At 66.8% G+C, this 21,376-nt stretch carries 13 protein-coding genes; 6 read left to right on the top strand and 7 right to left on the bottom strand.

The window, feature by feature from the left end:
* Positions 1-564: 564 nt before the first annotated feature.
* Positions 565-1,074 (top strand): GNAT family N-acetyltransferase, encoded by a 510-nt coding sequence (locus tag J2852_RS15400; protein ID WP_209876971.1) that lies wholly within the window; start codon positions 565-567, stop codon positions 1,072-1,074.
* A gap of 1,019 nt (positions 1,075-2,093) precedes the next feature.
* Complete coding sequence (locus tag J2852_RS15395) at positions 2,094-5,864, top strand: SwmB domain-containing protein (protein WP_209876969.1); 3,771 nt, start codon at positions 2,094-2,096, stop codon at positions 5,862-5,864.
* Between the two features lie 93 nt (positions 5,865-5,957).
* Here J2852_RS15395 and J2852_RS15390 read toward each other — a convergent pair whose 3' ends face one another.
* Both J2852_RS15390 and J2852_RS15385 read right to left on the bottom strand, forming a co-directional pair.
* The gene (locus J2852_RS15390; protein ID WP_209876967.1) at positions 5,958-6,299 is read right to left on the bottom strand and encodes a hypothetical protein; all 342 of its coding nucleotides are present in this window, start codon (positions 6,297-6,299) and stop codon (positions 5,958-5,960) included.
* Between the two features lie 117 nt (positions 6,300-6,416).
* Positions 6,417-7,256: a universal stress protein gene (locus J2852_RS15385; RefSeq protein WP_209876965.1), complete on the bottom strand. Its 840-nt coding sequence runs from the start codon at positions 7,254-7,256 to the stop codon at positions 6,417-6,419.
* A gap of 439 nt (positions 7,257-7,695) precedes the next feature.
* Between J2852_RS15385 and J2852_RS15380 the strand changes: the two genes are divergently transcribed.
* Positions 7,696-9,444: a putative bifunctional diguanylate cyclase/phosphodiesterase gene (locus J2852_RS15380; protein WP_209876963.1), complete on the top strand. Its 1,749-nt coding sequence runs from the start codon at positions 7,696-7,698 to the stop codon at positions 9,442-9,444.
* Positions 9,445-9,469: 25 nt separating this feature from the next.
* Here J2852_RS15380 and J2852_RS15375 read toward each other — a convergent pair whose 3' ends face one another.
* A complete protein-coding gene (locus tag J2852_RS15375; protein ID WP_209876962.1) occupies positions 9,470-9,790 on the bottom strand; it encodes a hypothetical protein in 321 nt (106 codons plus the stop codon).
* Positions 9,791-9,875: 85 nt separating this feature from the next.
* Positions 9,876-12,017, bottom strand: coding sequence for a hybrid sensor histidine kinase/response regulator (locus tag J2852_RS32235; RefSeq protein WP_209876960.1), 2,142 nt, complete (start codon positions 12,015-12,017; stop codon positions 9,876-9,878).
* 265 nt (positions 12,018-12,282) lie between these two features.
* Here J2852_RS32235 and J2852_RS15365 point away from each other — a divergent pair, with 265 nt between their 5' ends.
* On the top strand, positions 12,283-15,069 hold the full coding sequence (locus J2852_RS15365; protein ID WP_209877013.1) for a [protein-PII] uridylyltransferase: 2,787 nt from the start codon (positions 12,283-12,285) through the stop codon (positions 15,067-15,069).
* Here J2852_RS15365 and J2852_RS15360 read toward each other — a convergent pair.
* The gene (locus J2852_RS15360) at positions 15,026-15,652 is read right to left on the bottom strand and encodes a phosphatase PAP2 family protein (protein WP_209876958.1); all 627 of its coding nucleotides are present in this window, start codon (positions 15,650-15,652) and stop codon (positions 15,026-15,028) included. The genes J2852_RS15365 and J2852_RS15360 overlap by 44 nt on opposite strands.
* Positions 15,653-16,205: 553 nt before the next feature.
* Here J2852_RS15360 and J2852_RS15355 point away from each other — a divergent pair.
* On the top strand, positions 16,206-17,129 hold the full coding sequence (locus J2852_RS15355) for a replication protein RepA (protein WP_209876956.1): 924 nt from the start codon (positions 16,206-16,208) through the stop codon (positions 17,127-17,129).
* Between the two features lie 178 nt (positions 17,130-17,307).
* On the opposite strand, the gene J2852_RS15350 is transcribed toward J2852_RS15355, so the two are convergent.
* The gene (locus J2852_RS15350; RefSeq protein WP_209876954.1) at positions 17,308-19,545 is read right to left on the bottom strand and encodes an ATP-binding protein; all 2,238 of its coding nucleotides are present in this window, start codon (positions 19,543-19,545) and stop codon (positions 17,308-17,310) included.
* A 260-nt stretch (positions 19,546-19,805) separates the two neighbouring features.
* On the opposite strand from J2852_RS15350, the gene J2852_RS15345 reads away from it, so the two are divergent.
* Positions 19,806-21,176 carry a diguanylate cyclase gene (locus J2852_RS15345; RefSeq protein ID WP_209876952.1) on the top strand — a complete coding sequence of 457 codons (1,371 nt, stop codon included), beginning with the start codon at positions 19,806-19,808 and terminating at the stop codon, positions 21,174-21,176.
* Here the strand turns inward: J2852_RS15345 and J2852_RS15340 are convergent.
* Positions 21,173-21,364 carry a hypothetical protein gene (locus tag J2852_RS15340; protein ID WP_209876950.1) on the bottom strand — a complete coding sequence of 64 codons (192 nt, stop codon included), beginning with the start codon at positions 21,362-21,364 and terminating at the stop codon, positions 21,173-21,175. The genes J2852_RS15345 and J2852_RS15340 overlap by 4 nt on opposite strands.
* Positions 21,365-21,376: the final 12 nt, after the last annotated feature.

Raw genomic sequence — 21,376 nt, 5'->3', positions numbered from 1 at the left:
CAACGGTTCAATCAGTGCCCACAGGGCGTCGGAAACGAGAGGAGCTGCCATGCCCCTCCCAACAGCCAAATCCCGGTTTCGTTAGGCGCTCTTAGATCGAACCCAAGGCGGACGGTACGCCGGGGCCGGGACGGCGGGCTGGCGCTGGTGGGCGAGGTAGCGCTCGGCGATCTGGGGGGCCATGAGGGACGGCGGGTGCGGCTCGCCGGTCACGGAGACGCCCCGTGCTGCTAGTGAACCGGACCAGACGGATGGTATCGTTTGTAGATGAGCAAAGGCGCGGCTTACGGCTGTTCCTGACCGGCTACATACATAACGATCCGTCTGGCACCCCCCACTAGGATCGGTACATCGCGCACACGTCCCGACTTGGTTGGAATTTCCCCACACCCGCCTTACCGCCGCGAAAGCGCGGGGAAAGCTTGGCCGTCAAACTGGAGAGCACTCAAAGTCATGTCGCTGATTTCTGAAGTTATCAACTATCGTTGGACCGCCATATTCCTCAGTATCAGCTAAAACACTGTTGCTAAAATTTGTAAAATAGACATAGAAGATGAGGTCTCCGTGAATATCCGCATTGGAAAAACCAACCGATATCACTTTCCCACATTATGCACTATAGAATTGATGTCGTTTGAAACGCTGCGAGCAGCAGGCGCCATTACCGGTGAAGCAACGGCGAGTAGTGACGAGGATCTGCAACAATACCTCAACAACAACTTACTATTTGCAGCATTCGATGAGCGGGATATCCCTGTCGGTTACGGCGGCGGGTACATAGCCGAAGACTGGCTTCATATCGGCGAGGTGGACGTCTATCCAGACTGGCAAAGAAAAGGTATCGGGAGAAGAATAATGAATGCCTTGCTGGAGGAAGGCCTTACAAGAAAACTGAAAGGCGCAACCCTAACGACCGATCGTTTTGCGCCCTTCAATGCGCCATTCTATTCATCGTTGGGTTTCCAACCGGTCGGGGGTGATGAATGTCCGGAACGCCTGAGAGCCATTCTTGCGGCAGAACAGGCAAAGGGTTTGGACCCACTGCGGCGCATTGCAATGAAGCTCGTCTTCTGATGCTTTCTCAAGGCAGTATTTCGCCCTTTTCCGCAAACACCCCCTGATCCGATGTACGCCGGCTACCCGTTTCCCGCCAAGGTGATCAACCACGCGGTTTGCCTGCACTTCCGCTTTCCGGTGAGCCTGCGCATGGAGTTCTCACCGCTCCCACAATCCTGAAATGGCGCATGCAACCGACGTGCGAGCGCCCCATGCCTCCCAATACGTCTTTTCGGCCATTTGCGCGGGGAAGAACATTACCGGAGGTGCGTTACAAAGCATTCCGATCCGTTCCAATTCATTTCTGGAAGCATTGTTCCCGGCCGTTTATAATTAAAATGTATCCGCTATTTCAGTGAGATGGCCCCAACGACCGACTTGGCGCCTTGAACGCGCCTGGGCGAATCGAACGCTCAGGCCGAACGCTTCGGCCGTGCTTGGTGGCTTCATTTCCTGGCGCTCGGCAACACCGCCCTGGACTTGCGAAAGAGTTTCCTTGGCATTCGCCATGCTGCATTGCGGATAGAGACGAAACCGGGACAAACCAGTCCCAGCCGGGCACCGACGAGAAGCAAATGGCGACTTTCAAGTACTCCCCTAACGTCAATGGACTTTATTCCTCCACTGGCGCACAAAATCTTCGTTTCATGAATGGCGCAAATGGACAAAATATTGATATAGCTGGCACCATCACCGCAACATCAACAATATCTATTCGCATTCCAATTGGGATGCCCTCACAAGTATTCTGGCTCCAAGAGTACAAACCCCTCCCGACCGACGCTTCGGTATCGGGGAGCATTCAAACAGCGAACAGCTTTCCCATCGATAGCAGCCATGCATTTTTCTTCGACCTGTCGGCCCAGACAGCCCCTGTCATCTTGGCCAGCGGTCCGCATGGGGACAGCATCATCGGCGGCCAGGGCGACGATATCGTCGAGAGTATGGCGCAGACTCTCGGAAACGACCTGCTCCTCGATGGGAACGGCGGCACGAACACGCTTCGGATTATCAATTATCTCCCGAATCCGGCGATCTTGGACAGCCAGTTTGCAAACGCTCAAAATTTTTCGAAAATCGAATACTCCGGCCCTCAGGGCAACGCCAGCTTCACACTGGGCGCAACGGCCTCGCAGACCTTCGCCCAAGGGCTGACGATCACATCCTCCAACCCCGCATTGTCTTTGAACGTCGATGCGACGGCGTTCACCCGAACGCTGACGGTCGAGGCGACGAACGGCGCCGACGTCGTCAAGGGCACGTCGACCAGCCTGAACGGCGCCACCATTAAATCGCTCGGCGCGACCGACACCATCACCGTCACCGACCAGGATCTCAGCGGTCTTCAGAACACGCTGGTCACGGGTACGCTCGCCCTTGCAAACGATAAGTCGCTGACCCTCACAAGCGCGCCAACCGGCAAGGTGTGGAACGTCAGCTACACGCCGGTAGGCGGTTCCGTGCTCACGCTGAACGACGCGCCTCCTGGCCCCTCGGTAAGCTCGATCACGCCGGCGGTCGCGGCCGGCAAGGCGGACAGCGTGACCTTCACCGTTACCTTCAACGAGAAGGTCAACGGCGTCACCGCGGACGATTTCACCCTGACCCAGACCGCCGGCACGACGACGGGAACGGTCGGCGACCCGCTCTACGTGGACGGCAAGGTGACCAGCCAGGACGACGGGCTGACCTGGACGGTGCCGGTCACCGGCATGTCCGGCGACGGCAAGCTGCGCCTCGACCTCAAAAACAGCAACACCGGCATCGCCAGCGCGACGACCAGCAACGCCATCACCGGCGGCTTCACGACCGGCGCGACATACACCTTCGACGGCACGGCGCCGACGGTGACGGCCATCATCGCCAGCCGGACCAAGGACACCACGCCCTCCATCACCGTCAACACCTCCGACGGCACGCTCGGCGCCGGCGTGGCCAACGCCGCGGCGGTGACCATCGACGTCGACCTCAACAACGACGACGACTTCGCCGATCCCGGCGAGACCATCCACAGCACCGGCAGCATCAGCAACAACACCGCCACCTTCGATCTCTCGGCGCTGACGGCCGGCACCTACAAGGCGCGCGCCCGCGTCACCGACGCCGTCGGCAACGAGGGCACCAGCGCCGTCCAAGCCTTCACCATCGACACCACGGCGCCGAAGGCCCACGCGACCACGCCGATCACCGCCGCCGACATCACCATGCCGGGCACCTACAGCGGCGGCGATACGCTGACCCTGACCTTCAGCGAGCCGGTGAGCGTCAGCACCATCACCCTGGGCAACCTGCAGACCGGCAGCAAGGCGGTCGGCATGAACGCGAGCCTCCTCCCGGTGTCCCCGGTCGATGGCTACGCCACGGCCTTCACGCTCATGCTCGGCATGGGCACGGACATCGTGCCCGGCACCATACTGTCCTTCTCGCATGGCAACGTGGTCGACACGGCCTCCAACACGGCCACCGCCACGGTGACGTTCACGGTGCCCCAACTCGGCCCCTCGGTGACCTCGATCACGCCGGCGGCGGCCGCAGCAGCGGCGGGCAGCGTCGACTACACGGTCGTCTTCAGCGGTGACGTCACCGGGGTGACCGCCGACGACTTCACCCTGACCAAGACCGACACGGCCAACGGCACCATCACCGGCGTCACGGGCTCCGGCAGCACCTACACGGTCAGTGTCGCGACGGCAGCCGACACGCAGGGCACCCTGCGGCTGGACCTGAAGGGCAGCGGCACCGGCATCACGGACAGCGGCAGCCGAGCCATCACTGGTGGCTTCACGAGCGGTGGCACTCACACCATGGACCGGGTTGCCCCGCAGATCACGAACGTCGCCATCGACAACACGGCGATGAAGATCGGCGACACGGTCACCGCAACGATCACCGTGACCAACGATGCCGATGACTTCACCCTGTCGAGCGGCAGCATCGGCGGCTTCGCGCTCAGCAACCTGCTCAAGACCACAAACCACAGCTACACCGCGCAGTTCACCGTGACCGCCGGCGGCACCGACGTGGCGGCGGGGGCCGACATCCCGGTCAACCTCGTGCTGCGGGATCCGGCCGGCAACACGAACAGCGCCTACACGACGGCGATCGCGCAGAACGCCGACGCCATCGACGCCAACCTGCCGGCGGTGACGGCGGCCTCGGTCAACGGCGCCACGGTGACGCTGACCTTCAGCGAGGCCGTGATCGCGCCCGACAGCCACGGCATGAGCGTCCTGGTCGGCAACCAGCCGCGGGCCATCACCGCGGTTTCCGGCAGCGGCACCCAAACCCTGACGCTAACGCTCGACACGGCCGTCCGGTACGGCGACAGTGTGCTGTTCAGCTATCAGCACAATGCCCAGGGCAGCGAGCTGAAGGATGCCGTGGGGCAGGAAATGGCGGACGTCAACGGCCTGCCCGTGACCAACGCCATGCCGGCACCGCCGCCCGACCAGCCGGCACCGCCGACGGAATCGCGGACGGTGGACGGTGTCGTCGTGGAGACCACACCGAGCGGACAAGGGTCCGACGGGCGCACCGTCACCATCCCCGTGGTGCCCCCGTCCCGGACCGAGCAGGTCGGCAACAACACGGTGGCCGACATCCCGCTGGTCACCGGCGGCGGCGCCAGCCTGCTGACCGCCCAGGTGCCGACCGGCTTCGGCCTGACGGTGAGCGGCTCCGGCGCCCCCAAGGCGGCCGGCTCCTCGCTCAGCGACCTGATCCGCGAGATCCAGACGCGCACCGCCGCCGGCTCAGCCGATCAGACCCAGCTCACCGGCGGCGGCTCCGGCTTCCTGCAGGGCCTGCCGGCCGACACGCCCCTGCTGGTCCAGACCATCGTCCCGACCACCGCCCCCGGCGCCACAGCACCGGGCACGCCGCTGGTCATCACCGGCACCCCGGCCGGCGCCGGGCCGCAGACCGCGCTGGTCATCGACACCCGCAACCTGCCCAGCGGCTCCGAAATCCAGCTGCAGAACGTCGAGTTCGCGGCGGTGATCGGCGCGGCGCGGGTGACCGGCGGCGAGGGCTCGCAGAGCGTCTGGGGCGACGGCGCCAGCCAGTACATCGTGCTGGGCGCCGATGACGACACGCTGCACGGCGGCGGCGGCGACGACTTCGTCGGCTCCAAGACCGGCAACGACGTGCTGTACGGCGACGAAGGCAACGACACCGTCCAGGGCGGCGAAGACCACGACACCCTGTTCGGCGGCAGCGACAATGACCTGCTGCTCGGCAACACCGGCGCCGATGTGCTGTTCGGCAACATGGGAGCCGACACGCTCTACGCCGGCCGGGACAGCGACACCCTGTATGGCGGCCGTGACGACGATGCGCTGTTCGGCAACGACGCCGCCGACCGGTTGCAGGGCGATGACGGCGCCGACCGGCTGTTCGGCAACACCGGCAACGACGTCCTTCTCGGCAACATGGGAGCGGACACGCTGTACGGCGGAATGGGCAACGACACGCTCTACAGCGGGCGCGACGACGACCTGTTGTTCGGCGACCTGGGCGATGACTGGCTCTTCGGCGATCTGGGCAACGACACCCTGACCGGCGGTGCGGGAGCGGACGTGTTCGTCTTCGGGCAGCGCTTCGCCGAGGGGCTCGGCGACGGGCACGACGTGATCACCGACTTCAACGCCGCCGAGGGCGACCGCATCCGGCTGCTCGGCAACCTGACCTACACGCTCGCCGCCAATGGCGCCGGAGACGCGGTGATCGTCTTCTCCAGCAACGATGACGTCACCCTGACCGGGGTCCGCCGGGACCAGGTGCAAGCCGCCTGGTTCGTGACGGGCTGACGCCACAGCCGGTTCTTGTCGGTTTGGGTGCGGCGTTTCCAACGGGAGCGCCGCGCCCACCGCAAGACTTGGCGGCCTTTTTATGAGCAAGTTTCACCAGCGGTGACGCGAACCCCAGGAGTTTCCGACATAACGGTTGTCGAACGGGGACGAGTAGACCGGCCCGTCATGCGGCCAGCCGAAGACCGGCGGCACGAAGGTGGGAGGCGGCCGGCGTTGCCACGATGGTGCCCAGACCTGCGGCCCGACGATCACGGGGGGAGGAACGGGGCGCGGACGCGGAACGATGATGACGGTGCTGCCGGGCGGCACGATGACAGCAGCGCCGCCCCGCCAAGAGCCCCGGTCTCGCGCGCCGTGCGCGTCGGCCGGGCCGGCAGCGGTCACGGCGATGATGCCGAACAGAACAGCCAGGACACCGGGCAGCGCGTGCATCGCTTCCACCTCCCCATGCCCTTGAATCAACAGGGGGAAACGCCGGTCTATTCCGGGTCTTAAGGAAAACGGGAAGCCCGGCCGGCTCAGACGCCGGGCCTCCCGTTTGCAAAGCCGTCAGTGGCTCATCAGGACCGGAACGGTCATGTGCTGGAGCATGTAGCGGGTCATCCCGCCCAGCACCAGTTCGCGCAGGCGCGAACGGCCGTAGGCACCCATCACCACCAGATCGCAGGACTCGTCGGCGACCGTGTTCAGCATGGTGTCGCCGGGCTCCACCGCGTCGGTGGAGACGTGGGCGGCCTCGACCCGGCAGCCGTGGCGGGACAGATGCTTGGCGATGTCGGCGCCGGGCTCGTCGCCGATGCCGCCGTTGCCCGACTTCGGGTTCACCGCCATCACCACGACGCGCTTGGCCTCGGTCAGCAGCGGCAGGGCGTCGGCGACGGCGCGGGTGGCCTCGCGGCTGGCGTTCCAGCCGACCAGCACGCGCTCGCCCACCGTCGGGAAGGTGCCGGCGTAGGGAACGACCAGCAGCGGCCGCCCGCAGTCGAAGACCAGATCCTGCGGCATCACCACGGGATAGTCGCGGTCGCGGCGCGGGTCCACCTGGCCGACGATCACGAGGTCGGCGTAGCGCCCGTGCAGAGCGGTGAGGTCGTTGGGGTTGCCGCGCAGGGCGCGCCATTCCGAGCGGTCGGTCAGGCCATGGCGGCGCATCGCGTCGTTGAACAGAGCCTCGGCCTTGGCGGCCTGGTCGTCGGCGAAGACGCGCTGGCTCTCGCGCACGGCTTCCGGAAGCTCGGTCGCGATGTAGCCGGGAAGCAGAATGTCGGTGATGCTGTACAGCCCGACGAGGTGGCCGTCGTTCCGGGCGGCAAGACGGGCGGCGACATCGATGCGCGCCGCCGAGGCCGCCGTGTCATCCACCACCACCAGCAGATCCTTGAGTGCCATGACGTTTCTCCCTCTGGCGCGGAGACGAAGGTCTTTGCCGAAGCGGGCACAGCCTGGGCCGCCTCTCGCGCATGGACAAAATTATAGCCGGGGCAAGGTCGTATGACGACAGCCAGATAGTGTGACGCAGGCATGCCGCTTCTGCGCTTCCGCCCTACCGGTCGCCCCGGCGGCAACCTTTCGTACACAAACACGACAACTCCCGTCCCGGCAGCACGCCGCCGCGCCCACATCGCACAACGGAAAAACAGCTTAAATCATCACGATAGCAACCTGAATTTGCATGAATACCCGCGTATGAAAAGCGAGTCGCCGTGCCGCAGCAAGAGAAACAGGGAATATCCCGCCATTTCCGGTGGCTTTGGTTTTGACGCGCGGGCGATGTTTCGCGTAATTGTTGGGTATAGTTTTTCCCAACGGTGCCTCGCCTTTCCCGCCCATGAAGCCGGACCCTCATCTCGTCGCGTTGGCCGCCGCCCTGTCCGGCACCGAATCCGGGGCTCCGGCACTGGATACCCTGCGGCAAATCCTGGACGCCATGCCGGTGATGGTCGGCCTGCTCGACACCGAGCGCCGGCACATCTACGCGAACCGCGCCTATCTGGACTACATGGGCCGCCCGCTGGAGCGCGTCGTCGGCACCACCGTCGCGGACCTGCTGGGCGAGGACATCTTCCGCAGCACCCAGACGACGGCCAACCGCGCGCTGAAGGGCGAGACGGTGCAGTCGGAAGGCTGGATGCCCCACCCGGACGGCGCGAACCACTACGTCGTCAAGATGCACGCGCCGCACCACGCCCCGGACGGCGGCATCGCCGGCTATTTCGTCATCATGCAGAACATGACGGAGCGCCGGCAGACGCAGGACGACCTTTTCCGGCTCGCCTACTACGACCCGGTGACGGGGCTGGCGAACCGGCTGCTGCTGGTCAAGCACATGGCCGACTACCACGCCATGGGCGAGCCGTTCACGCTGGTCATCGTGGACATCGACCGCTTCGTGGACATCCGCACCAGCCTCGGCCAGGGCTTCGCGAACGAGCTGCTGGGCGACGTCGCCGCGCGGCTGGGCGCCCACGCCGGCTCCTTCGACCTGATCGCGCGCATCAGCGACCACGCCTTCGCGCTGCTGATCGCGGGAGAATCCGACCCGGCCGGCATCGAGCAGCGGCTGAACACGGTCGCCGGCCTCGTGCGCTCGGCGCGGTCCAGTTCGGGTGCCGCGGTGTTCCTGTCGGCCAGCATCGGCGTGGCCTGCTCCTCGGCCGTGCACACGCGGCCGGAGGACGTGCTGCGCGACGCGGAGATCGCCACCGGCCGCGCCCGCGAACAGGGCGGCGCCGGGCACGCCTGGTTCGATCCCGCCATGCACGCCCGCGTCGTGGAGCAGGTGCGGCTGGAGCATGACCTGCGCAACGCGCTGGAGCGCGGCGAGGAGCTGTGGGTCGCCTACCAGCCGATCGTCGAGATGGTCACCGGCGGCCTCGCCGGGTTCGAGGCACTGGTGCGCTGGAACCATCCGGAGCGCGGCAACATCCCGCCGGGCGTCTTCATCCCCATCGCCGAGAGCACCGGCCTGATCGTGACGCTGGGCGCCTGGGTGCTGCGCGAAGCGAGCCGGCAGATCGCCGACTGGCAGGACAAGCGCCTGCCCGGTTCCAAAAACCTGTTCATGTCCGTCAATCTCTCGACCCGCCAGCTGGGCGATCCCGAATTCGTCAGCGTCGTGCGCGACGTGCTGCGCGAGACCGGGGCCGAACCTTCCTGGGTCAAGCTGGAGATCACCGAGAGCGCCGTCATGGAAAAGGCCGAGCAGTCGATCCGGCTGCTGCAAGGCCTGCGCGGCCTCGGCATCAAGCTGTCCATCGACGACTTCGGAACCGGCTATTCCTCGCTGTCCTACCTGCACAAGCTGCCCATCGACAGCCTGAAGGTGGACCGCTCCTTCGTCTCGGCCATGCACCAGTCGGAGGAAAACCGCGCCATCGTCCGCATCATCATGGATCTGGCACGCCTGCTGGGCTTCGACGTGATCGCCGAAGGCATCGAGACGAGCGCCGACGCCAACCTGCTGCGGGCGCTGGCCTGCGACTACGGCCAGGGCTATCACTTCGCCAGGCCCCTGCCCGCCGCCGAGGCCGAAAAGCTGGTCGGCAACGAGCATCTGCCCTGGCAGGAGCCGCGCTGAAGGTCCCCTTCCGAAAGCTCCCCCCTCACGCCGCCCGCGCACGCACGGCGCCTTTGCCGTCCACGACGGTCAGGCCCCGGCGCTTGTACTGGGCCTGGACGATGGCCGCCCAGCCCATGCGGATGATCGCGACCTTTTCGGCGTTGCCCGTCACCGTTCCGGCCACGAGGTCGGACACCTGAAGCAGCATGGCCTCGGCCACCGCCGCCGGGTGCAGGGCCGCAGCGCGCAGCAACCACGTCATCAGCTCCACCGGCGTGTGGCGCGGCATGCCGCGTTCGGCGCGGCTCAGCGCCTCGCCCAAGGCCGCCAGCTCGCGCCGCGCCGCATCGGCGTTCCCGATCATCAGGCTTCTCCCGTCTTTCCGGAGAGAAGCTTCGCACACGATGGACCCCTTCCTCAGTGACGGCCGTCACAGGCCGCCACCTGAGTCACGCGGCGGCGGCGTTGTTCTCGGCGAGGGTTCGCCCGACCTTCTGGACCAGGGCGTCGGGGGTGAAGGGTTTCGGCAGCAGAAGCGTCCCCGGCTCGAACTCCGCGTCCGTGGCGATGCCGGCGTAACCCGTCACGTAGATGACCTTCAGCCGTGGCTGCAGACGCCGCGCCATCTCGGCCAGCTGGCGGCCGTTCAGACCCGGCAGGCCGACGTCGGTGACCAGAAGCTGGAAAGGCTTCGACGCCTCCATGATCGCCAGGGCGGCGGTCGCGTCCTCGGCCTCCTCCACGTCATAGCCGGCGCCGCGTAGCGCCTCCACCGCGACGAAGCGGACGATGGCCTCGTCCTCGACCAGCAGGATGCGCGGCGGCCCGTCCTCCGACAGGTCGGGAACCGGTTGGTGGTCCGGTTCCGGCGGGACTTCCGTGGCCGGCGTTTCGGTTGCCGTCCCGACGTGGCGCGGCAGGTAGATCTCCACGGTCGTGCCCTCGCCGGGGACCGACAGGATGCGCGCGTCGCCGCCGCACTGGCGCACGATGCCATAGACCTGGCTGAGGCCCAGCCCGGTGCCTTGGCCGACCGGCTTGGTGGTGAAGAACGGATCGAAGGCGCGGGCCCGCACGTCCTCCGGCATGCCGCTGCCCGTGTCGGAGACCGACAGGCGGACATAGTCGCCGGGCGCCAGATCCCCGAAGGCGGCGGCCCCGGCGGCATCCAGCGTGACGTTCTCGGTCCGGATGCACAGCCGCCCGCCTTTGGACATAGGGCCGGACATGGCGTCGCGGGCGTTGATGGCGAGGTTCAGCAGTGCCGTTTCCATTTGCACCGGATCGCAGGAGGTCAGCCACACCTCCTCACCCAAATCCATCTCCAACGCCGTGGACTCGGTCATGGACCGGCGCAGCAGAGGCGCCATGCCCGACACCAACGCGTTCAGATCCTCCGCGCGGGCGATCAGCGGTTGCTGGCGGGCAAAGGCCAGCAGGCGTTGCGTCAGGGTCGCCGCCCGGTTGGCGCCTTGCAGGGCGATGTCGATGGGACCGGCGAGGTCGCCGCTTCCGCCGCGCAGCCGCCCGCGCACCGTTTCCAGGCTGCCGATGACGGCGGTCAGCAGATTGTTGAAGTCGTGCGCGATCCCGCCGGTCAGCTTGCCGATGGCTTCCAGCTTCTGGCTCTGGCGCAGCGCGGCCTCGGCTGTCTCACGCCGGGCGGCCTCCTGCTCCAGCCGGACCAGCGCCGCGCGCTCGCGGCCCGACTGGCGCAGCGCCAGCAGCGTCATCAAGGACAGCGACAGCGCCGCTCCGCCGCACAGCAGACCCAGGATCAGCACATGCTGGCGCCATATCGTCAGGACCGCGTCGGTGCCCACGGCCAGCACGATGTACAGGGGATAGTTGCCGACTTTGCGGTAGGCGACGATGCGCGGCACGCCGTCCACCGCCGACACGCTGTGAAAGGTGCCGGAATCCGCCTGGGCGGCGGCGCGCCGGAAATACTGGCTGGCGAGTTGCGGTGCATCGTCGGGCGGCGGCACGGCGGCGTCGCGGACCAGGAAGACCCCGTCCTTGCGGATCAGCCCGACCGAATGGTTCAGCTTCGGCGCCACCTCCCGATAGAGGCGCAGCAGCATGTCCGCCTTGATCGACACGGCGATCAGGCCGTCGAAGCGCCCGTCCGGCGCCGTCCGCCGGCGCGCCACGACGAACACATCCTGTTTGGTGATCGATTCCTGGAAGGCGCGCGAGATGACGATGTCCGGATCGCCGTCGCGCAGCGTGATGAAATGCTCGCGATGCGTGATGTCCGGCTTGGGGGAGGGGAACATGCGGCTTCCCATCACCGTCACGCCCTGCGGCGAGGTCACCCAGATGGAGTCCACATTCTCCAGCCCCTGGTCGATGGCGCGCAGTTCCTGGTGCAGCTGCTCCGACCGCTCGATCTCGTCCCAGGTCATGCCGGCGATGCGCCGGTCCACCTGCCGGATCACCAGATCCTGTATTTCCAGCATGCGCAAGGCGTGCTCGTGCAGGATGTCGGTGGTGCGCCCCAGCGAATCCTCGGCATTCTCCAGTATTCGGCCACGATCATAGACCGAGACGCCGATAAAGATCGCCAGCGGCAGAATAAGGCTCGCCACGAGGATTCCCAGCAAGCTCCGCATCGGTGACTTCAGGGAGGGTTCCATCGGGGGCCTGTTTGCCTTTCGGCAGTTGCGACATGGGCTTGACGTCAGCCGCGACAACCTAGGGCAAAGCCCTGTTTCTGGGAAAGGGATAAGTTCAACCCATCGCTGCGGCGCGCCAACCCCATGTTGCCGAGTCGTGTTTCCGGCTATAGTCGGCCCGCCGCACTGTTTGCTGCGTGCCCAGCAGCCCTTTTTGGGAAGGCCTTTCGCTTTGTCGATGCTCTCCGCCCGCGCCGCCGCCCCGTCACCCGCCGACATTCCGAACATCCCGAACAAGCGCGCCATCATCTCCCGGCGCAAGCTGACGGAGGAGCTGGAGGCCCTGGTCGATGAGCACGGCACCGGAGACAAGCTGCGCCCCGCCGTCATCGCCTGCCTGCGCACCGCCCTGAACAACGGCCGGGCGGAGGTGCGCGCGCGGTTCGAGGCCAAGGGCTCCGGCGAGGACTGCGTGCAACAGAACTGCTACCTTGCCGACCGGCTGATCAAGACGCTGGCCGACTTCACGGTGCAGCACATCTTCCCCTCGGCCAACCCGACCTCGGGCGAGGTGTTCGACATCGCCGCGACCGGCGGCTACGGCCGGGGTGAGCTGGCGCCCTTCTCCGACATCGACCTGCTGTTCCTGCTGCCCTACAAGCGCACGCCGCGCGTGGAACAGGTGGTCGAATACATGCTCTACATCCTGTGGGACCTCGGCCTGAAGGTCGGCCACGCGGTGCGCAGCGTGGACGACTGCATCCGCCAGTCCAAGGCCGACGTGACGATCCGCACCGCCATCCTGGAGGGCCGCTATCTCTGGGGGCCGCGCAAGCTGTTCAACGACCTGCGCAAGCGCTTCGACAAGGAGGTCGTCGTCGGCACCGGGCCGGAGTTCGTGGAGGCCAAGCTGGCCGAGCGCGACAACCGCCACCTGAAGCTGGGCGACAGCCGCTACGTGCTGGAACCCAATCTGAAGGACGGCAAGGGCGGCCTGCGCGACCTCCAGACCCTGTTCTGGATCGCCAAGTACCTCTACCGCGTCGAAAGCGTGGACGAACTGGTCGGCAAGAAGGTTCTGCTGCCGGAGGAGGCGCAGCGCTTCGCCAAGGCGCAGAACTTCCTGTGGACCGCGCGCTGCCACCTCCACTACCTGACCGGCCGCATGGAGGACCGCCTCACCTTCGACGTGCAGACGCAGATCAGCGAGCGCATGGGCTACACCGAGCACGCCGGGACCAAGGGCGTGGAACGGTTCATGAAGCACTATTTCCTGGTCGCCAAGGACGTGGGCGACCTGACGCGCATCTTCTGCGCGGCGCTGGAGGCGGAATCCAAGCGCCCGCCCAAGTTCAACATCCTGCGGCTGGCCGCGCTGACCCGGCGCAAGGACGTGGAGGGCTTCATCGTCGATGGCGAGCGGCTGAACGTCCGCAACGACCGCCAGTTCAAGGAACAGCCGCTGGACATGATCCGGCTGTTCCACGTCGCCCAGCAGAACGACATCGACATCCACCCGCACGCGCTGCGCGCCATCACGCGCTCGCTGTCGGTGGTCGGGCCGAAGCTGCGCATGGATCCGGAGGCCAACCGGCTGTTCCTGGAGATCCTGACCGGCCCGAAGGACCCGGAAATCACGCTGCGCCGCATGAACGAGGCCGGCGTGCTCGCCCGCTTCATCCCCGACTTCGGCCGGGTGGTGGCGCAGATGCAGTACGACATGTACCACGTCTACACGGTGGACGAGCACACGCTGTTCGCGCTGGGCATCCTGCACAAGATCGAGATGGGAGAGCTGACCGACGAGCTGCCGCTGTCGTCGGAGGTGATCCACAAGGTGGTGTCGCGCCGGGCGCTCTACGTCGCCGTCCTGCTGCACGACATCGCCAAGGGGCGCGGCGGCGACCATTCCGTGCTGGGCGCCCGCGTGGCGGAGAAGCTGTGCCCGCGCCTCGGCCTGACGGCGGAGGAGACGGAGACGGTGGCATGGCTGGTGCGCTGGCACCTCGCCATGTCCTACACCGCCTTCAAGCGCGACCTGGAGGATGAGAAGACCGTCCGCGACTTCGTCTCTCTGGTCCAGTCGCCGGAGCGCCTGCGCCTGCTGCTGGTGCTGACCGTGGCGGACATCCGCGCCGTCGGGCCGCAGCGCTGGAACAACTGGAAGGCCACGCTTCTGCGCGAGCTGTACAACCGCTCCGAGGAGACGATGTCCGGCGGCCTGACGGTGGATGGGCGCGGCCGGCGCATCCAGGCGGCCCAGGCGGCTCTGCGCGCCGAACTGACCGACTTCGACGACGCCGATTTCGAACGGCATGTGGCCCTCGGCTACCCCGCCTACTGGCTGGCCTTCGACGCCGAGACGCTCGGCCGCCACGCCCGCCTGATCCGCGAGGCGACGCGGGACAACCGCCCGCTGACCGTGGACACGCGCATCGACCGGGGGCGTGCGATCACCGAGGTGACGATCTACGCCACCGACCACCACGGCCTGTTCTCGCGCCTTGCCGGTGCCCTGGCGGCGTCGGGGGCGGACATCGTGGACGCGAAGATCTTCACCATGACCAACGGCATGGCGCTGGACGTCTTCACCGTGCAGGACGCGGCGGGCGGCGGCGCCTTCGAGAGCGGCGACAAGCTCGCCAAGCTGTCGGTGATGATCGAGAGGGTGCTGTCTGGCCAGTTGAAGCCGCTGCACGATCTGGCGACCCGCAAGGCCCCGCACGCCAGCCGCACCCGCGTCTTCCACGTGCCGCCGCGCGTGCTGATCGACAACAACGCCTCCACCACCCACACGGTGATCGAGGTGAACGGCCGCGACCGTCCGGGCCTGCTCTACGCCCTGACCCGCGCGCTGTCAGGCCTGACCTTGCAGATCTCGTCGGCGAAGATCTCGACCTACGGCGAGAAGGCCATCGACGTGTTCTACGTGAAGGACGTCTTCGGCCTGAAGGTCACCCACGACAGCAAGCTGGCCCAGATCAAGGAGCGCCTGCTCCACGCCCTGGAGGACCCGGCGGGGTAAGGGACCCCTCCGTCCGCATCTCGGCCCATTCGTCGATGGCGTCGGCAACCACGCCGGCGACGATGCCCGTGACCGATCCCGCCAGCAGGTCGGTCGCCCAGTGCCGTTCGGTGGCGAGGCTCGACCAGCCGACCGCCGCCACGAAGCCGATGCTCGCCACCGTCACGGGCGAGGCCCCCCGGTGCAGGCCGACGACAGTCGCCAGCGCCGCCACGTCCGTCGCGTGCCCGGACGGAAAGGAGGCGTGCTTGCCGTCCGCCTTGCCCCAGCGCGCCGGATCGCCGCCCTCGTTGGGCCGCGCCCGGCAGACGATGCGCTTGCCGGCCTTGGTGACCGCCGTCCCCAGCAGGATCGCCAGCAGCCCCTGCCGCCCGATGCGGGACAGCAGCGGCCGATCCGTCCGCCTCCCCGCGACCCACAGCCCGGCCAGCGCGGGCACCAGCATCTTGCGGGAACTCGGGTGCTGGAGCCCGTCGCGCAGGACCGGATAATCCCGCCCGCTGGCGACGGCCTTGCGGTGCGCGGCGGAGTCGATGGCATCGACGTGACGCAGCAGTTCGTTTCCGAGCGCTTCGGTGTCCAACCTTTTGCCCCCTCCCTAGCCCTCCCCCGCTGCGCGGGAGAGGGGACTGCCGCCGCTTCGCCTAAACCCCCTCCACCGCCAAAGGCGGGGGAGGGTTAGGGAGGGGGCCCGTGCACCGGCGCTTCCGCTTTCCGGCATGAAGGACAACCGCCCCGCCGCCGCTTCATCACGCCCTCACGATGTTGGCAATCGCCGACCGTCTTCGGGTGAGTCGGCGATTGCCAAATCCCTCCCCCTTGGCGATCGCCGACCACCTCGCCTTGGCGCCGCCCGTGCCCCGAGTCGCCCCCTGGAGTCGGCGATTGCCAAGAATCCCCCGTTGGCAATCGCCGACCGACACCCCGAGTCGCGCGGATTCCCACAGCCGCCCTTGGCGAACGCCGACCCGCCCGTTGGCGATCACCGACCGAATCCCGAGTCGTCCACAGGCAATCGCCGACCTAGCAAATAGACTCCAGCAAATAGGCCCTCAAATAGCCTGGTCGGTGATCGCCAAATGGACTCTTCCGGCCGGTGCATGATCGACTGCCGGCAAATGGACAGGGGGATCCGCATGGGCGACGTGCACCAGCTCATCATCACGCATGGCCGGCGGGAGGCCCGCAATCTCGTCGATCCCAAGCGCGCCAGCGTCGTGGACGTGGCGGCGGCGGTGCTGGAGGACGAGTCCAACGCGCTGGGCATCACCTATTCCGGCTTCTGCCTGACCAGCCTGCCGCACCGCAAGCTGGCCCCCGACGCCGAATGGCGGCGCGACCAGGGCCGCGTGACGCTGCTGGTCGAGCCGGGCAAGGAGCGCAAGCGCGACGGCAGCTTCGCGCCGGTCGGCGTGCCCTACGGGGCCAAGGCGCGCCTCATCATGCTCTATCTCCAGACCCGCGCCATCCAGGACAACAGCCGCGAGATCGAGCTTGGCCGGTCGATGAACGAGTGGCTGGACCGCATGGGCATCACGGCCGGCGGCTCCACCTACAAGGCGGTGCAGGAGCAGGCGACGCGCATCAACCTGTGCCGCCTGACCTTCTACTGGGACAAGGACGGGTCGGAGGGCTTCGCCAAGGAAAACATCGTGTCCGGCGGCATCCGCCTGCGCGACGACGACGGTCAGGGAACCCTGTGGCGCGAGACGGTGCAGCTGTCGGAGACCTTCTTCGCCGCGCTGAAGCGTTCCCCCGTCCCGATCTGGGAGCCGGCGATCCGCCACATCGGCGGCTGCTCCATGGCCATCGACGTTTATGTCTGGCTGGCCTACCGCCTGCACGTCCTGCGCGACCCGACGAGCGTGACTTGGAAGGCGCTCTTCAACCAGTTCGGCGGCGGCTACAAGGAACAGAAGCACTTCAAGCCGGAGTTCCGCGTGGCGCTCGATCTGGCGCTGGCCGTCTACGAATCCGCCCGCGTCGATTTCACCGACGAGGGCATCCTGCTGCACCCGTCGCCCCCGCCGATTCCCGAGCGGAAGATCGCCTGTCGGTGATTGCCAACCCTCCGGCCAGCCCCTCGACTGGTCGGCGATCGCCAATCTGTTTTGGCACTCCGTTTTGGCAATCGCCGACCATCGCTTTTTCCGGTGGCCCTGTTTCCAGTGGCTTTTGTTTCCAGTGGCCTTTGTCCCAGTGTCGGGCCGCCGCTCGCGCTCCGGCCTAACTACCGGATCACGATCCCCGCTCCGCTGCCGCCGTCTCCATCGCGAGCGGCCGCGCGGCACCCGGCTTGACGATGCGGCCCGCCGGCAGGCGCACGGTCATCGTCGTCCCCACACCCGGCTCGCTCGTGCAGGTCAGCGAACCGCCGTGCAGTTCCATGAAGTTCTTGGAGATCGACAGGCCCAGCCCCGTGCCCTCGTACTGGCGGCTGGCGGAGTTGTCGGCCTGGCGGAAGGGCTGGAACAGGTGCTCCATGAACTCCTTGGCGATGCCGATGCCGGTGTCGGTGACCAGCAGGAACAGGCTGCCGTCCTCCCCGATGCCGGCCGACACGGTCACGCTGCCGCCGGTCGGGGTGAACTTCACGGCGTTGGACAGCAGGTTCAGGATCACCTGCTTGAAGGCGCGGCGGTCCACCCAGACGTTGGGGATGCCGCCGGCCAGGGCGTTGCGCAATTCCACCCCGTTGTCCTGGGCGCGGTCGCGGACCATCATCAAGCATTGGGCCAGGGCCTCGCCGGGGTCGATGACCTCCTCGGTCAACTCATAGCGGCCGGACTCGATCTTCGACATGTCGAGCACGGCGTTGACGATGTCCAGCAGGTGCTTGCCGCTGTCGTGGATGTCCTTGGCGCAGGACTTCTGCCGCTCGTTCAGCTTGCCGAAAAACTCGCTGTCCAGGATTTCCGAGAAGCCAATGATCGCGTTCAGCGGCGTGCGCAGCTCGTGGCTCATATTGGCCAGGAACTCGGACTTGGCGCGGTTGGCCATTTCCGCCTGACTCTTGGAGGCGAGGATCTCCGCTTCCTGCTGCTTGCGCTTGGTGATGTCGCGGATGACGCCGACGAAGACGCGCGGCCCCCCACTCCCATCAGCGTCCTTCTGGGTCCCGTCCAGCCGCAGTTCGCTGACCGCAAGGTTCATGGGGAAGGTCGTTCCGTCGCGGCGCAGGGCCAGAACCTCGCGGTCGTTGCCGATGATGCGTGACCCCACGTCCGGACGGTATCCGCTCATGTACCGGTCATGGTCCATGCGGAAGGTCTCGGGGATCAGGATGCCGACGCTCTGGCCGACCACCTCCGCTTCCCTGTACCCGAACATGCGCTCGGCCGCCGGGTTGAAGGTTTCGATGCGGCCGCGGGCATCGATGGTCACCACGGCGTCCACCATGGAGGTCAGGATGCCCCTGATGCGCCGGGACGCCCGCGCCAGCGTCTCCTGGTCCTGATCGCGCCGGGCCTGCTGGCGCTCCACGTACCAGGTCAGCACGGCGATGACGATGGTCATGGCGAGGCCCATGAGAGCCCAAACCGTGCTGTCGCGCCGCCAGTCGGCCAGCGCCTCGTCCTTCGGAACGGTGGTCACCACGGTGAGGGGATAGTCGTGCACGCGGCGGAAACCGGCGATGCTCGGCCGCCCGTCGGACGGCTGCACCGTCTCCAGCGTGCCCTCGTCGCGCGCCTGCACGGCGGCGTGGACGTCGCGCCAGTCGCCGAGATGCTTGAGTGGGCGGTCCTTCTCGTCCCACGGCCGGTGCACCAGAACGGTGCCGTCCGACAGCGCCAGCGTCACCGTCCCCTCCAGCCCCAGCCGCATCGTCTCGAAGCTGGCGCCGAGCTGCAAGGGGCTGACCATGGCGACGACCACCCCGCCGAAGCTGCCGTCCGGGCGGTCCCAGCGCCGGCTCATCGGGATGACCTGGGTGCCGGGAACGACGCGGCTGGGCATTGGCGCGCCGATGTAGAGGCCGCCATCCTTGCCCTGCCGATGCACGGCAAAATAGGGCCGGTCGGTCAGATCGAGGCCGGGCGGGTTGGTGTCCACGGAGTGGTGCAGGATCATGCCCCGCTCATCCACCACGACCAGACCGTTGATCGGCCCGACCGCGTCGCGCCGCCGGCGCAGGTGGTCATAGATGGCCGCGCTGCCGCCCTTCCGCCCCTCCGGATGGACGTCCAGCACATAGAGCAGGTCGTCGAACAGCTGGTTCACGCTGGCCGCCGTGCGGACCGCCTGTTCCTCCAGCACGCGGGTCAGGTTGCGGGTGGACCGCTCGGCGGCTTCCACCGACTCGCCGCGGTGCTGCCAGATGCCGTAGCCGATCAGCCCGTTCACGACGACGATGAAGGCCGCCCCCGACGCCATCATCAGGAAGCGCACCGAACCCAGCATGTGGAACAGCCACTCCCCCAGCCCGGAGGCCGGGCGCGGCGGGTCCGCCTCGCGGACCGGATCGCTGATGCCCATGGACCGAACGCTTTCCCCAGGGGCGGCACTCCGGACCGGCGCCATCCCCAATCTTTCGTGTTTCATCAATCTTACGCGAATTCCATAACGTACGTTTAACCTTATTGATACATTTCGTCGCAAACTACATATGCGGGCATGCATCGCCCCTGCCATGCGCGGGAATATCCCTTTCGAAAGAAGGGTCTTTGGCGGTACAAAGCCCACATACGAACATCAACGCAGCGAAGATTACCGCACCAGGGTCGGGAGACAGGTCGATGGACAGCCAGAAAGACCGCAAGGCCGCGATCCTTGCCGAAACGCTGTCGTCGCTGTGGGCCGACACCGATCCCCTGGTCCTGCGGCGGGTGACGGCCATTGCCCGCGCCGATGCCGACGCGATCTCGAAGGCCTTCTATGACGTCCTGCTCGACCGCCCGGACAGCAACGTCTTCCTCAGCCACGCGCTGGTGCAGGAACGGCTGCGTCCCTCGCTGGCGCGCTGGATCCGCTCCCTGTTCGAGGCCGACTCCGCCGAGCGGATCGCGGCGGTGCTAGAGCAGAATTACCAGGTCGGCCTGATCCACGCGCGCATCAACATCCCGCTGACTCTGGTCAACGCCGGCATGCGCATCATCAAGAAGGAGCTGTCGGCCCGTCTGGTCGATTCCGACCTCAGCCGCGCCCAGACCGCCGCCGCGATCCTCTTCGTCGGCGAGGTGCTGGACACCGTGCTGGACAACATGCACGAGGCCTATCTGGGCGACCTGCTCGGCAACGTGCGCCAGCAGCAGTCGCTGAAGATGTTCATGACCGGCCAGAACCTCGCCATCGAGGGGGAGCGGCTGAAGTCCTCGCTGTTCGACTGGCTGCGCAACGCGGTGGTGGCCTTCTACGCCCACGAGGAGAACAACCGCCCCGACCCGCCGGCCATCGGCGCCTCCGATTTCGGCCTGTGGCTGAACCACAAGGCGGAGCTGACCTTCGGCAAGGTGGCGGAGCTGGACGGCATCCGCGAACGGACGGAGCGCATCAGCGTCAAGGTGGACGCCGCCGCCGAGGCTGGCTGGGTCACCCCGGCCTTCGTGAAGGAGCTGAACAGCGACGTCACCGACATCGCCTATCTGCTGGGCGCGGTGATCGAAAAGGCGATGGAGATCGAAGGTGGCCGCGACCCGCTGACCCGCCTTCTGACGCGCCGCTTCATGCCGTCGATCTTCCAGCGCGAGGTGAACATCTCCCTGCGCCACGGCAAGCCTTTCGCCGTGCTCCTGATCGACGCCGACCATTTCAAGACGATCAACGACACGCTGGGCCATCAGGCCGGCGACGCCGTGCTGTCCGACATGGCGGAGCTTCTGCACGCCAACGTGCGGGCCGGCGACTTCGTGTTCCGCTACGGCGGGGAGGAGTTCCTGGTCTTGCTGACCGAGATGGACGAGGCGTCGATGCGCGTGAAGGCCGAACGCATGCGGCAGCTGGTGGCCGAGCACTCCTTCGTCCGCGCCGGGGACAACCTGCGCGTCACCGCCTCCATCGGCGCCGCGCTGCACGACGGCCATCCGGACTACGAGCACACCGTCCGCAAGGCCGACGCCGCGCTTTACGAGGCCAAGCGCCAGGGCCGCAACCGCGTGGTGACCGCTTAAGCTTTCTTCCGGGGCAGCGTCGCCGGACGGCGCGGCGCGCCGGTCATCCGCTGCGAAACAGGGGCCGGCTCCGCCATCGGTGCCTTGACCTCGCGGGCGACGCGCTCGGCCACCTGCAGGAAGTCGGCTTTCCCGATGTGCTGGCTGAGTTCGCGCAGCTTGGCCATGCGGTCGGTCGCGGTATCCATGACGCTCTCCCG

Origin of the sequence: Azospirillum soli (genome assembly GCF_017876165.1) — a bacterium.
Taxonomy (GTDB): Bacteria; Pseudomonadota; Alphaproteobacteria; order Azospirillales; family Azospirillaceae; genus Azospirillum; species Azospirillum soli.
This window is presented reverse-complemented; position numbering and strand designations above follow the sequence as displayed.